At 62.3% G+C, this 12,927-nt stretch carries 13 protein-coding genes; 6 read left to right on the top strand and 7 right to left on the bottom strand.

The window, feature by feature from the left end; genetic code table 11:
• Positions 1-861, top strand: coding sequence for a carboxylating nicotinate-nucleotide diphosphorylase (gene nadC / locus ACN0SY_RS05855; RefSeq protein ID WP_417685291.1), 861 nt, complete (start codon positions 1-3; stop codon positions 859-861).
• A 318-nt stretch (positions 862-1,179) separates the two neighbouring features.
• Here the strand turns inward: nadC and ACN0SY_RS05850 are convergent, their stop codons facing one another.
• From ACN0SY_RS05850 to ACN0SY_RS05825, 6 genes are all read right to left on the bottom strand, one after another.
• Positions 1,180-1,773, bottom strand: a complete 594-nt coding sequence (locus ACN0SY_RS05850; RefSeq protein WP_417685289.1) for a HupE/UreJ family protein — start codon at positions 1,771-1,773, stop codon at positions 1,180-1,182.
• Positions 1,774-1,990: 217 nt separating this feature from the next.
• Positions 1,991-3,208, bottom strand: a complete 1,218-nt coding sequence (locus ACN0SY_RS05845) for a cell wall hydrolase (RefSeq protein WP_417685287.1) — start codon at positions 3,206-3,208, stop codon at positions 1,991-1,993.
• A 236-nt stretch (positions 3,209-3,444) separates the two neighbouring features.
• Positions 3,445-4,431 carry an NUDIX hydrolase gene (locus ACN0SY_RS05840; protein ID WP_417685286.1) on the bottom strand — a complete coding sequence of 329 codons (987 nt, stop codon included), beginning with the start codon at positions 4,429-4,431 and terminating at the stop codon, positions 3,445-3,447.
• 27 nt (positions 4,432-4,458) lie between these two features.
• On the bottom strand, positions 4,459-4,965 hold the full coding sequence (locus tag ACN0SY_RS05835) for a tyrosine phosphatase family protein (RefSeq protein ID WP_417685285.1): 507 nt from the start codon (positions 4,963-4,965) through the stop codon (positions 4,459-4,461).
• Positions 4,966-5,041: 76 nt separating this feature from the next.
• The gene (locus ACN0SY_RS05830) at positions 5,042-5,698 is read right to left on the bottom strand and encodes an HD domain-containing protein (protein WP_417685284.1); all 657 of its coding nucleotides are present in this window, start codon (positions 5,696-5,698) and stop codon (positions 5,042-5,044) included.
• Between the two features lie 32 nt (positions 5,699-5,730).
• Positions 5,731-6,630, bottom strand: a complete 900-nt coding sequence (locus tag ACN0SY_RS05825) for a YgfZ/GcvT domain-containing protein (protein ID WP_417685282.1) — start codon at positions 6,628-6,630, stop codon at positions 5,731-5,733.
• A gap of 197 nt (positions 6,631-6,827) precedes the next feature.
• On the opposite strand from ACN0SY_RS05825, the gene ACN0SY_RS05820 reads away from it, so the two are divergent.
• Both ACN0SY_RS05820 and ACN0SY_RS05815 read left to right on the top strand, forming a co-directional pair.
• Complete coding sequence (locus ACN0SY_RS05820; RefSeq protein WP_417685280.1) at positions 6,828-8,162, top strand: dihydroorotase; 1,335 nt, start codon at positions 6,828-6,830, stop codon at positions 8,160-8,162.
• 183 nt (positions 8,163-8,345) lie between these two features.
• Positions 8,346-8,768 carry a VOC family protein gene (locus ACN0SY_RS05815; protein ID WP_417685278.1) on the top strand — a complete coding sequence of 141 codons (423 nt, stop codon included), beginning with the start codon at positions 8,346-8,348 and terminating at the stop codon, positions 8,766-8,768.
• A 69-nt stretch (positions 8,769-8,837) separates the two neighbouring features.
• Here ACN0SY_RS05815 and ACN0SY_RS05810 read toward each other — a convergent pair whose 3' ends face one another.
• Positions 8,838-9,041, bottom strand: a complete 204-nt coding sequence (locus ACN0SY_RS05810; protein ID WP_417685276.1) for a DUF2061 domain-containing protein — start codon at positions 9,039-9,041, stop codon at positions 8,838-8,840.
• Between the two features lie 185 nt (positions 9,042-9,226).
• On the opposite strand from ACN0SY_RS05810, the gene ACN0SY_RS05805 reads away from it, so the two are divergent.
• The 3 genes from ACN0SY_RS05805 to ACN0SY_RS05795 all read left to right on the top strand — a co-directional run bounded on the left by ACN0SY_RS05805 (position 9,227) and on the right by ACN0SY_RS05795 (position 12,926).
• Complete coding sequence (locus tag ACN0SY_RS05805) at positions 9,227-10,024, top strand: helix-turn-helix domain-containing protein (protein ID WP_417685274.1); 798 nt, start codon at positions 9,227-9,229, stop codon at positions 10,022-10,024.
• Between the two features lie 195 nt (positions 10,025-10,219).
• Entirely contained in the window at positions 10,220-11,497 is a 1,278-nt protein-coding gene (locus ACN0SY_RS05800; protein ID WP_417685272.1) for a L,D-transpeptidase, read from the top strand.
• Positions 11,498-11,651: 154 nt separating this feature from the next.
• A complete protein-coding gene (locus ACN0SY_RS05795) occupies positions 11,652-12,926 on the top strand; it encodes a DUF3419 family protein (protein WP_417685270.1) in 1,275 nt (424 codons plus the stop codon).
• The last annotated feature ends 1 nt before the right edge of the window (position 12,927 follow it).

Raw genomic sequence — 12,927 nt, 5'->3', positions numbered from 1 at the left:
ATGACCGCCAACCTGCCGATCCTGCCCAAGCTCATGGTCGATGAAGCTGCAAAGGCCGCGCTGCTTGAGGACTGGGGCCGTGCCGGTGATATCACCAGCCAGTCGACCATCCCGGCGGACAGGCAGGCAACGGCGGTGATCGCGTCGCGAAGACCCGGCGTTCTTGCCGGTATCGCGCTGGCCGAAAGTGCCTTCCGCCTGACCGACGAGGCCGTGCGTTTCGAGGTGCTGGCCGAGGACGGCGCCCGTCTTGAGAAGGGCACTCTGGTTGCGCGCATGTCCGGACCGGCAAGGGCAATCCTGTCGGCCGAACGTGTCGCTCTCAACTATCTCGGGCACCTGTCCGGCATCGCCAGCGCAACCGCGCGCTTTGCCGATCTTATCGCCCACACGAAGGCCGACATCGTCTGCACCCGCAAGACCACGCCGGGCCTCAGGGCATTCGAGAAATACGCCGTGCGCTGCGGTGGTGGCTCCAACCATCGTTTCGGTCTCGACGATGCCATCCTGATCAAGGACAACCATATCGCCGTTGCCGGCGGCGTGCGCGAGGCAATCGAGGCGGCCAAGGCATTCGCAGGTCATCTCGTCAAGATCGAGGTCGAGGTCGACACGCTCGACCAGCTGCGCGAGGCGCTGCCGTGCAAGCCCGATGTCGTCATGCTCGACAACATGGGCCCCGATCTTCTCGCCGAGGGGGTCGGGATCGCAGGCGGTCAGGTTCTTCTTGAAGCCTCCGGCGGCATCGAGGCCGACACCATCAAGGCCATCGCCGAAGCAGGCGTTGACCTCATCTCCTCCGGCTGGATCACCCACTCCGCTCCCGTTCTGGATCTCGGGCTCGATATCGAGATCGGGTAGGGCAGTGCAAATGAGGCGGCGCTTTTTCACCACGTCGCCCCGGACGCAGCGGAGCGAAGGCCCGGGGCCTGCCGGCAATTCGACCTGTTAATCCCCTGGGGACTTGACTTTGGACGGCCCCGGCTCAGGGCCGGGGCGGCACCTTGGCGCAATGATGAGCACCTCTCCATCGTCATCCCGGCCAAGCGATAGCGCCGAGCCGGCACCGGTGAGCCCCGTGCTATTGTCTGGGCCTCAAGGGGGCTCCCAGAGACGTTGCGGGTTCTCCGGCTTTGCCCTTGCCCGGGATGATAGTTGGAGAGGGCTTTGCCTGCGAGACTAGCCCGCCATCAGGACCAGCCCACAAAGGGCTGTGACGCCGCCGAGGAAGCGGGTGGCAAGTTCGCCGCGGCGGGTTTCAGGGCCAAGGCCGACCTTGGCGCCATAGCCGATCAGCACACCGGCGGCATGGAGCAGGACGGTTGCGAGAACAAAGCCGCTTGCATAGCCGAGTTCGCCCGCACTGCCGATTTCCCCGCCATGGGCATGGCCGTGAAAGAAGCCGAAGAGACCGACCAGCAGGAAGCTGGGCGTGAGCGGAAACCGCGCGGCCAGGGCGACGAGTGCGCCAAGCGCGACGACGGAGGCCAGGATCATCGGCTCCACCAAGGGCAGATGAAGTCCGAAAAGGGCGTTGACGAAACCGGCAATCATGAAGCTGACAAAGGCAGTCGGGAGCGACCAGATGGCCTTCTTGCCCAGAAGCGCGGCCCAAAGGCCGACCGCAATCATGGCCAGAACGTGGTCAAGGCCGAAGACCGGATGGGTGAAGCCCGCGGCGAAGGAGCCGTGCGAGGCAGGGTCCAGGTGGGCGGAGGCAGGTGTTGCCAGCAGCATGAGGGCTGCAGCGGAGAAAAGCCCGCGACGTGTCATGAAATTGATCCTCTGTGTGAGTCGACCGGCACCCCGGGATGGGTCGTGCCCCGTCCAAGGAACAGGCAAACGGTTCCCCTGTCAAACCTGCGGAGGAAATGCCTGTTGAGGATCACGAAGAGGCAGGGTGCTAACACAAAATGCCCGGGAGATGCCCGGGCATTTCGTGGGTGTCTCGACTGATGCGGGGCGACCAGCTTCCACCCGGTTGAGGGGATCAGTTCCAGCCGCCGGCCCGGGTCTTGTAGAAGATATGCAGGCCGACCTGACCACGCTTGACCATGGCCTTGCGCCAGCGCGGCGCGACATAGTTCGCGTGATAGTGGGTCGAGGCATCGACCATCTTCAGGTATTGCTTGCCGCCAATGACTTCCTTGGCGAGGCGCTCGGCCGTCTTCCAGCTGTTCGGCTGGGCGATGCGGTCGGGGATGCCGTCGCAGGCGAAGGAGAACTGGCAGCGGTTGCGCTTGTGCTTGTTCTGATAGACGACGCCGCAGATGCTGTCCGGGTAGGACGGGTTCTTGACCCGGTTCAGAACCACCTGGGCCACCGCGATCTGGCCTTCCTCGCTCTCGCCACGGGCCTCGAAGTAGATCGCTTCGGCCAGGCAGCGCTGTTCTTTCTTTGTCGCGACGGAAAGTGGCAGTGGCTTCTGGGCCCACCAGTGCGGGTTTTCCGGATCTTCCGGCGGCGGCATGTCCTGCTCGTATTTCGCCGCGCCAAACAACGCTCGGAACGGCTCCTTGGTATCCTCGACGGATTCAGGCGCATAGGCCGAGACGAGGGAGAAGCTGGCAGCGGCGGCATTGCGCGCCATCATGACCTTCTGCAGATCCAGCGGACCTTCATCCTTGCTGGCGGACGCTCCGCCCTTGAGACGGCGCGAGTGGTCCTTGTCCAGCGGCTCCGGCTTGACGAAAGCGACGCGCGGAAGGTCTTTCTGCTTCTTCTCGTTGGAGATCATGCTCGACATCGCGTAGACAGCGCCGGCCGACATGTCGACCATCTGGCGGTCAGGCGCCATGGAGATGAAGCGGTCGCCCTTGGTCGAGCGGTTGACCTCTATTTCTTCCGGCACCACGGTCGGGGCAACCTCACGGGCAAGATCGGCAAGGCCCGCGATCATGGTGGCATCGGCGCCCTTCGCGGCGGAGGTAAGGGCCAGATGCGGCGCCTTCATCGGGTCGGCGGCTGTCGGCGGAGCGCTGGCCAGCGCAAGCGTGGGCGTGATCTGCGTGGCGAAGCTGGCCGGCTCCAGCGCCATCATCCAGCGCGGCGCCTCGGGCTTCTTTTCAGCCAGCAGCGAGAGGATGTCCTGCTGCCCGATCGAACCGGTCAGCAACATGAAGGCGAACGGAGTTGTCAGGGCAATGCGTTTGAGCTTGGTGAAGGTTCGCGACGGTGCCCTGCGCGGTGCGCGGGAACGGCTTCTCACAGGTGCATTTTGCCGGGAGGGCGACTTCTTGCTTGGGCCAGACATACGCAGCCAACTCCAACTCGATACGCGTGCCCGGGACAGCCGGGCGCAAGATCCTCAACGTGATCTTGTTCCACTTGTTCGAATTGATGGTGCGGCCTTAACCTTGAAAGAGAGTTAATGACGCGGATTTCCGCGAAAAACCTGGCGGAAGCAGAGGCTGTTTGCGAAAATCATGGTTAAGACTACGGGTGTTACTGGCGCCCGCCGAACTTCAGACCCGGTGCCGGGCGTTCCTTGAGAAGCTCGTGACGGAATCGGAACAGGGCGGCGGGGCGCCCGCCCGTGGCGGTTGAGGTCGCGCCGGTCGGCTCGACCAGATCTGCGTTCTCGACCAGGCGGCGGAAGTTCTGCTTGTGCAGATGACGGCCGGAAATCGCCTCAACCGATGTCTGCAGCTCGGTCAGGGTGAAGGTTTCCGGCATCAGCTCGAAGACAACAGGGCGGTACTTCAGTTTCGCCCGCAGGCGCGAGATCGCCGTTGCCAGCACCCGTCTGTGATCGAATTGCATGGCGCGGCCGAATTTCGGCAGATGTGCCCGCTTGAGGGCGGCAGGACGGCCATCCCGGACCGCTTCTTCGACAAGGCTTGCCTCGTACAGCATCTCGTAGCGTTCCAGCGCGCGCTCCTCGTCCCAGTCGCTTGAGCCGAGGCCGAAGGCGATATTCAGCCGCTCCATGCGGCTGAGCGCCCTTGCCGGCGTTCCGGGCGGCGGCGGCACTTCGGCCCAGGCCTGAAGGGCGGGCAGCATCTCCTTGTCGAGGAGGGGTGGCCGACCCTCTCGCCAGTCCTCCCAGGGAAAATAATCGTACCAGCAGCGCCAGGCGGAATTGTGTTTCGCCAGAACGTCGTCGGAATCCGGCGATTGCCGGGTCAGCGCCAGATATCCGACCGAGACCACATGCGGATCCGCATCATCCTTTGTGCGGTGCCGCCCCCGATCGCCGAAGGTATAGAGCTGCTCGACATAACCGAGACGAAGCGCGGTTTGTTCTTCCACCCAGGACCGAAGGCCGATCTCGAAAGTGCGGTGATGCAGCGGGTCGAATGGACCGAAGGGGAGACTGTCGGGCTCGTGCACCTGCCTGTGGCCGACCTGGACGATCAGCGGCATGCCGCCGGAAACAGCGACGATCACGGCATTGAGCCCGATCTCGATTGTCGTCGCTGTGGTGCTCATTCAGGTTCCCCGGTTCGGCAGTATCGGTCAGTCCAGCGGCATTTCGAAGGGGGTGCCCTCAAAGGCGGTCGCACCCCGTCCGATTTCACGGACCGCATCGATCATGCGCCCGTCCCGTTGCAGGATCTTGTCGGCCATGGCGACAAGCCGGCCGTTCGGCGTGGCCGAAGGCGCTCTCCGGCGCAGTTCCTGAGCAAGATCGTGCTCGTTGCGCTCCGGGTTCAAGGCACAGGCCGTAATATAGGCGCCGGCGGTTGACCGGCTGATGCCGGCCCAGCAATGGACCACCAGCGGCGACGCCCGCTCCCATGAGCGCACGAAGGACAGGAGGCGCTCGACATGGGCCTCGGCGGGAGGCGTCAGACCGGCAACCGGACTGACGATATCGTTGAAGCCCAGAAACAGGTGATTGTCGGTGTCGACGCCGGCAGGTGTGGGAACATCTGCTTCCGCATTGATCAGGGTGACAACGTGCGTGGCGCCCACGCGTGATACGGTCTCATTCAGTCGCGACAGGGAGCAGACATAGAGCATGGTGATCGGTTTTCCGGCGAGCCGTTGATTTGGTCTTTTGCCGAATCGTACCCCCGCTGCCACCCGGCGTCACCAGTCAGCGCGCGACCTTTTTACCGTTTTTGACAAGTTGAATGAGGTTTTCGATTTCCTCGAAGCGCTGAAGGAAGGCGGATTGGGCTTCCGAGGCCGGCAACGGTGTCAGGCCGAGGCGCTTGGGCGTCTCTCCATCGGGCTTGAAGCCGCGCGGCGCTCCGAAGATCTTTGCAGCTTCCACCTCGTCGAAGCCGGCCAGCTCCACGGCCTCGTAGTAGGCGCAGATGATGTCCGCCCGCTTCGCCAGCTTCTTGATCGTCTGGGGCAGTTCCGCCGGCAGTCCGAAACGCAGGTGGATTGCTCCCTGAAGGCGGTTCTCGACCACCTTGTAATCGCCGCCCATGACCGCCTTGAACGGGGAGATCATGTCGCCGATGACATATTCGGGCGCATCGTGCAGCAGCACTGCCAGGCGCCAGTGCGGCGGCAGGTCCGGCTTCAATGCCAGGGCGATGTCCTCGACGATTAGGGAATGCTCGGCAACGGAGAAGGCATGATCGCCGCTGGTCTGACCGTTCCAGCGGGCAACACGGGCAAGGCCGTGGGCGATGTCCGAAATCTCCACATCCAGCGGCGAGGGATCCAGCAGGTCGAGCCTACGGCCGGAAAGCATCCGCTGCCAGGCGCGGGACGAGGATTTTGACTGGTCGGCGGGCATGGCAGCTCGAAAGCGTGAGAGGGAAAGGGGTGTCAGTCGGTGTCCGCACTTTCCGGCCAGCCGAATCCGGCCCAGTCGGGCAGGACGAGATCGACGGGAACGTCCGCGCAGACGAAATCAGCGCCTTTGTCACGAGCCGCCTTGGCCTTGTCAAGACGCACGAGGGCAATCCCCAGGTGGCTGTCGCCGACGTCTGTCGATGATCCGAGTGTGCCGACCGGCTTGCCGTCAGCCAGGATCTCGGTGCCTGCGGCGGGCAGCGGATCCGCGGCGCGAACCGAGATCATCCGTTTTCTTGCCGTGGCACGATGCTGCATGCGCGACACCACTTCCTGTCCAACATAGCAGCCCTTGGTGAAGGAGACGCCGTTCAGCTGATCCATGTCCGCATCGTGCGGAAAAATATCCGAATAGGCGTAGTCCGAAAGGCTTTCCGGCACGGCAAAGCCAATACGATGGGACGCATAGTCTTCGCGGGAAGCGGGTAGCGCACCGGCTGCCTCGAGTGCCTTGCAAATGTCGTGGACGGGGCCTGCATGACGATTGCCGAGGGCTGCAAGCCGCGGATCGGTGATGGTCTGGCCCGGAATGCCAGAGGTAAGGTCACCGCCCCAGGACGCGACGATCCCCTGATCCTCGCTCAGTGCCTCGATCTCGACCTTTGCACGAAGCCGGTAGAAGGTCAGCCGCTTGGCAAGGTCAGCAAGCGTATCACGCGGGCTGTCGAGCAGGTAGCCGTCGGCCGTCTTGAAGATAAGGAAGTCGAAAAGGATCTTCCCCTGAGGCGTGAGCAGCGCGCCGAAGCCGGCCCCACTGGCATCGACCTTGTCGATATCGCAGGTCACGAGATTCTGCAGGAAATGGGTCGCTTCCGGTCCGGCGATCCGGATCAGGCCGCGGTTCTCGAGCAGGGCGAAAGTCGGGTGTCTCATTTCGAGGTCTCTTCGGGCTTCCGGTCAGAGGTCGGGTTCGGCAATCAATCCTCTCCTGCGACATAGGCGGCTTTGGCAGGGCAGGCAAGGGCACCAACATCAGGAAGTCCAGGAAGACCGCACGCAAGTCTGGCCCTTCGCCGGTCATCCGCGTATAAGCCCGACAACGAATATGTGTGACAAGCGGGAGCGATGCCTTGAGCCAGACCTTTGATGTGATCCTGAAGGGTGGAACCGTTGTCAATCAGGACGGTGAGGGCCTGCGGGATGTCGCCATTCGCGGCGGCCGGATCGTCGAACTCGGCTCCTTTGACAGTGCGCAGGCCGGTGAGACCATTGACTGCACGGGCTTGCACATCCTGCCTGGCGTCATGGACACCCAGGTGCATTTCCGCGAGCCTGGGCTCGACCACAAGGAAGACCTCGAATCTGGCTCGCGCGCTGCTGTCATGGGCGGCGTGACGGCAGTCTTCGAAATGCCGAACACCAACCCGCTGACGACCACTGCGGAAACACTCGCCGACAAGGTCAGTCGCGGTCATCATCGCATGCACTGCGACTTTGCCTTCTGGGTCGGTGGTACCCGCGACAACGTCAGGGACATTCCGGAGCTGGAGCGCCTTCCGGGCGCCGCCGGCATCAAGGTCTTCATGGGTTCCTCCACCGGTGATCTGCTCGTGGAAGACGACCAGGGTGTTCGCGATATCCTGTCGACCACGCGCCGCCGCGCTGCGTTCCATTCCGAGGACGAGTTCCGACTGCGCGAACGGCAGGGAGAGCGCATCGAGAACGATCCGCGCTCCCATCCGGTCTGGCGCGACGAGATCGCCGCTCTCCAGTGCACCCGGCGCCTTGTCGGCATCGCCCGCGAAGTCGGTGCCAAGATCCACATCCTGCACCTGTCGACGGCCGAGGAAGTCGACTTCCTCATCGACCACAAGGATGTCGCCTCCATCGAGGTAACCCCGCATCACCTGACGCTGACCGCCGAGGCCTATGAGCGTCTGGGCACACTGGTGCAGATGAACCCGCCGGTGCGCGAGGCCCGTCATTCCGAACGCCTTTGGTGGGGTCTGGAACAGGGCATTCTGGATATCTTCGGGTCCGATCATGCGCCGCACCTCCTGGAAGAGAAGCAGAAGCCCTATCCGGCGTCTCCGTCCGGTATGACAGGCGTCCAGACGCTGGTTCCGATCATGCTCGACCACGTCAACGCAGGCCGCCTGTCGCTGGCCCGTTTTGTCGACATGACCTCAGCCGGTCCGGCACGCCTGTTCCAGACGGCTCGCAAGGGACGTATTGCTGCCGGATATGACGCCGACTTCACCATTGTCGACATGAAGCGCAAGGAAACCATCCGCAACGAGTGGATTGCCTCCAAGTGCGGATGGACACCCTACGATGGCAAGGAAGTCACCGGCTGGCCCGTCGGCACAATCGTGCGCGGCCAAAAGGTTATGTGGGAAGCCGAGCTGACGGCGCCTTCGAGAGGCGAGACGGTCCTCTTCCAGGACGGTCTGCCGCGCGGTTGACCTTGCTTACGCGGTCCGGCTGGGGCATTGTGGCCGGGTCTAAAAAGGAAAGGGCGGTGCGGTTAGCCCGCCCCCCGCAAGCGTGGGTCCTGACCCCGGTCTCGGCCGTTCCGGCAAGTCCTTGAGTCCCCTGACCTTCAACGCCGTCACACATCTGTGCCGGCGAACATGAAAGGTTTGGGAATGAAACAGCAAATCTCTGTCATCACACTCGGCATTGCCGATCTTGCGCGTTCGAAGCGGTTCTACCAGACGGGCTTCGGCTGGCAGGCGGTTTTCGAAAACGACGAGATCGCCTTCTACCAAATGAACGGGCTTGTTCTCGGCACCTTTCTCAAAGACGCCCTGGCCGAAGACATGAGCCGGACGCCCGGCAACTCACCCGGCGCCTATGCGCTGGCGCACAACGTGGCTGACAAGGAGATGGTTGTCCCGCTGATGGAAGACCTGATCAGGGCTGGCGGTCGCCTTCTCAGGACGGCGGATGCACCTCTTCACGGGGGCTTCAGAGGCTATGTCGAGGATCCGGACGGCCATGCGTGGGAAATTGCCTGGAATCCGGCCTGGTCGATCGATGATGACGGTCGGGTGACCTTCGGGGTTTGATCTTCTGGGTCTGACCTTTCGTGAACCTGGAAGAGGCCGCGGGCCTCTTCCTCTGCTGCCAGCCCGCCTTCAGCCCTGCCGCCCCCAACGCACCCGGTTCCAGACCTTTTCGTGCAGAAAGAAGCAGACGAAGCCGGTAAGGGAAGCGCTGAGCGCAAGCGACAGGGCTCCGATCAGGGATCCAGTGTGCGGATAGCTGAGCGCTGTCACGGTTACAATGCCGGTAAGTTGCCAGCTCAGGGATTTTGCGAGAGTGCGGGGCGTGCTGTCCACGGGTTGTTTGTCCATTGCTTTCAACAGGTTCTGCCTCTGATACTGCAAGGAGAGCATCTGCGGGAATTCTGGATTTGCGCGCCATAAAGTCATGGATGTTGATTTAAATAAGCAATGATGACAAAAATCATCAAATGGACAAACGAGACCGTGCCGACGTTTTTCGATCCCGCCTGACGGAAGCGATGACGAGTCGCTCCCTGAGCCGATCGGCAATGGCACGTGCCTGCGGCGTGGACAGGTCGACAATTGCGCAGCTTTTGTCCGACGGGGAAGCGCGCCTGCCGAATGCGCACCTGGCAGCTGCCTGCGCAGAGGCTCTGAGCGTCAGTTCGGATTGGCTTCTCGGCCTGTCGGAGCGCAGCGAGACCGCGGCGGATCTTCTCGAATCCTCCTTCCGCGTCACCGAGGCGGAACGCACTTTCGCCGATACCAAGATCGATGAATGGCATCGCGAGGCCGCCGGTTACAAGATCAGGCACGTCCCCGCGAGCCTTCCCGACATCCTGAAGACAGACGCTGTTTTCGAATTCGAATACGCTGCCTTCCGGGACAAGACGCCCGATCAGGCGATCTCATCGATGCGTGAGAAGGCCAATTGGTTGCGAAGGCCCGGTTCGGATTACGAGATCTGCTGCTCGCGCGAGCTGGTGGAGTCTCTCGCACGCGGCGAGGGCTATTGGCGGGGCCTGCCGAGGGAGGCCTGCGAAGAGCAGATCCTGCATATGGCCAAGGCCTGTCGGGATCTCTATCCCTCGCTCCGGCTATATCTCTACGACACCAAGGTCGTGTTTTCGTCGCCGCTGACCATTTTCGGGCCCTTGCTCGCGGTCATCTATATCGGTGGCCATTACATGGTATTTCGCGAAAGTCACCAGATCCGCGCCTTGACCGATCATTTCGACCAGTTGGTCCGCGACTCCGATACCGATGCCCGTTCCGCGGCAGCGACCATTGAGGCGATGCTCGACCTCAAGGACTGACCACAGACCTTGATCAGGCCTGTTCCGGCCATTCATGAAACTGTGATGCCGAACACAGACCGGATCGGCTATGGTCGCTAAATATGGGCCTGCTTGGCTCAAAGCTTTCGGTAACCTTGTTCAATAACGTAAAATATACGGGTTCGCTTTAAGACACTGTTTGGGCTTTTATTGGTTTTGCGTAAGGGGCTCACCATGGCTACCAGCATTTTTAGAAACACGGATTTCACGACCGTTTCCGGGTCGTCGTCGCGAGCGACTGCAGGCAGGTCCATTGCGGCCGCATGCATGGCGCTGTCCATTCTCTCCGTTTCGGCCGACTTTGCCGTCGCCCGTGACAACCAGCAGGCAGAGAGCTTGCCGCCGGTAAAGGAAGCGCCGCTGCAGATGCTTGTCTCGCTGGACGAGCAGAAGATCAGCGTCTTCCGTGGTACCGAACTTGTGACGACGTCACCCATTTCCTCCGGCAAGCGTGGAAACAGCACACCTACCGGTGTCTTCTCGATCCTCGAAAAGCGCCGCCGCCACTTCTCCAATCTTTACAACAATGCACCGATGCCTTTCATGCAGCGCCTGACCTGGTCGGGAATTGCGCTCCATCAGGGCAAACTTCCGGGCTATCCGGCATCCCACGGCTGCATTCGCCTGCCGCATGATTTTGCCAAGAACCTGTTCGGTATCACGGATCGGGGCATGCACGTGGTGGTGACCCGCGCCGCCGAGATCCCGCAGCTTATTCGTCACGATGCGCTGCCACAGCCGGTCTCCTTCACGCGAAAGGTGGCCAGCCTGTCCTCCGAAACGATCGCGGGCGACAACGCCCTGCGCGGGTCTTTGACCTCTGAAGGCGATGTAACGGGCTCCATCCGGCCGGAGGCAGGTCTTCTGCCCGAGCCGAACCCGGCATTCGAGCAGCCGCTGCGCATGATCGTCACACCGAATGAGCCGGAGAACGCATTTCGCACCCTGCAACGCCTGTTGAACCAGATGGGTTTTGATGCAGGTCCCGTCGATGGCGTCATCGGCAGGAAGACCCGCGCGGCGATCGCACTGTTCCAGGAGGGCACCGACCTGCCGGTTACGGGCAAGGTAACGGACGGGCTGGTCCGCGAGATCCACGCGGCAGCTGGTTACGAGAAGCCGCAGAACGCAACGCTTCGCATTCGCCGCAAGTTCAAGGACATTTACGAGGCGCCTGTGACGCTTGCCGGTGAAGACCGACCGATCGGTACCCATGTCTTCACGGCGTTGGGCTTTGAGGAAGGTGCCGGCAAGGTCGACTGGATGGCAGTTGCCGCCGAGGGCGATGAAGACGGCACCCCGCGCGAGGCGCTCGACCGCCTGGTCATGTCCGATGACGTGCGCAAGGACCTTTCCGCAATGCTGACGCCGGGAACTTCCCTGATCATCACCGACCGGAGCTTCACCCGGAACACGGGGCTGGGAACAGACTTCGTCGTCGTGACGCGCTGAACCGGACAATCTGATCAACGAAGCCCCCGCCAGCAGGCGGGGGCTTTTTCGTTGCGAAACCGGCGGGGCGATTGACGCTTCGTCACCAAACTGTCGCGCAAGTCTCATATCTCGAGCCGAACGCCACGTGGCGGGTGAGATTCGGGAGAGGCCCATGCCGTCCAAGACACTGAATGCTTCCAAGACCCGTTTGAAAAAGGCAGTGCATCGCTCCAGCGCGACCTCGCGCGAGGGCTTCCTGGAGCGCCTGTTCACATTCGCATTCAAGGGACTGGTCTATCCGCAGATCTGGGAAGATCCGGATGTCGACATGGAAGCGCTCAAACTCACGGGTGACAGCCGCATGGTCACGATCGCCTCGGGAGGCTGCAACGTCATGTCCTACCTGACGGCGGATCCGGCGGAGATCACCGCCGTTGATCTGAACCGTGCCCATGTGGCGCTCGGCCGGCTGAAGCTTCTGGCCGCAAAGCGCCTGCCGACCTATGACGTCTTCTACCGTTTCTTCGGCGCGGCTGATGAAAAGGCAAACATTGCCGCCTACGAGCGGTTCCTGCGCGATGCGCTTGATCCGGAAAGCCGGGCATACTGGGAAGGCCGGGATCTTGCCGGCTGGGGCCGTAAGCGGATCACGTTGTTTTCGCGAGATCTCTATCACCATGGTCTGCTCGGATACTGCATTGGCCTTGGCCATTTTGTGGCACGCCTCTACGGCATCGACCCGAAGCACATGGTTCGTGCGCGTTCCCTCGACGAACAGCGCAGCTTCTTCGAGACGGCTCTCGCGCCGCTGTTCGACAAGCGTCTGGTACGCTGGGCGACCTCGAAGAAGATGTCTCTCTACGGCCTGGGTATCCCTCCGGCACAGTATGAGGCTCTCGTTTCGGGCAATGCCGAGGGCGACATGTCCGCAGTGCTGCGCCAGCGGCTTGAGAAGCTGGCCTGTGATTTCTCGATCAATGACAACTACTTCGCCTGGCAGGCCTTCAGCCGGGGATATGCCCCGGGAGCCGGAACCGGAGCCGCAGAGGGGACTGGGGAGGCCGGACCGTTGCCGCCCTACCTGAAGCGCGAGCACTTCCAGGCGATCAAGGAGCGTGCCGGCCGGGTTCGGGTGCTCAACCGGAATTTCACCGAGCATCTGGAAGGTGAAGCCGACGAGAGCCTTGATGCCTACGTGCTGCTGGATGCGCAGGACTGGATGACGGATGTCCAGCTCAACGCCCTGTGGTCCGAGATCACTAGAACGGCGCGGCCGGGTGCCCGCGTGATCTTCCGCACGGCTGCCGAACCGACGCTTCTTCCCGGCCGGGTCCGCGACGAGACGCTCGATCACTGGACCTACGAGGCGGAAGAAAGCCTCCGTCTTGGACGCAAGGACCGCTCGTCCATCTACGGCGGCTTCCATCTTTATGTGAAGCGCGGATAGG

The organism is Roseibium sp., assembly GCF_048261595.1.
GTDB lineage: Bacteria > Pseudomonadota > Alphaproteobacteria > Rhizobiales > Stappiaceae > Roseibium.
Note: the sequence above shows the minus strand (reverse complement) of the source record. Positions and strands in the feature narration are given on the sequence as shown.

Coding starts and splice junctions, on each gene's coding strand:
- nadC (WP_417685291.1), top strand. CDS start 1: ATGACCGCCAACCTGCCGATCCTGCCCAAGCTCATGGTCGATGAAGCT.
- ACN0SY_RS05850 (WP_417685289.1), bottom strand. CDS start 1,773: ATGACACGTCGCGGGCTTTTCTCCGCTGCAGCCCTCATGCTGCTGGCA.
- ACN0SY_RS05840 (WP_417685286.1), bottom strand. CDS start 4,431: ATGAGCACCACAGCGACGACAATCGAGATCGGGCTCAATGCCGTGATC.
- ACN0SY_RS05835 (WP_417685285.1), bottom strand. CDS start 4,965: ATGCTCTATGTCTGCTCCCTGTCGCGACTGAATGAGACCGTATCACGC.
- ACN0SY_RS05830 (WP_417685284.1), bottom strand. CDS start 5,698: ATGCCCGCCGACCAGTCAAAATCCTCGTCCCGCGCCTGGCAGCGGATG.
- ACN0SY_RS05825 (WP_417685282.1), bottom strand. CDS start 6,630: ATGAGACACCCGACTTTCGCCCTGCTCGAGAACCGCGGCCTGATCCGG.
- ACN0SY_RS05815 (WP_417685278.1), top strand. CDS start 8,346: ATGAAACAGCAAATCTCTGTCATCACACTCGGCATTGCCGATCTTGCG.
- ACN0SY_RS05805 (WP_417685274.1), top strand. CDS start 9,227: ATGACGAGTCGCTCCCTGAGCCGATCGGCAATGGCACGTGCCTGCGGC.
- ACN0SY_RS05800 (WP_417685272.1), top strand. CDS start 10,220: ATGGCTACCAGCATTTTTAGAAACACGGATTTCACGACCGTTTCCGGG.
- ACN0SY_RS05795 (WP_417685270.1), top strand. CDS start 11,652: ATGCCGTCCAAGACACTGAATGCTTCCAAGACCCGTTTGAAAAAGGCA.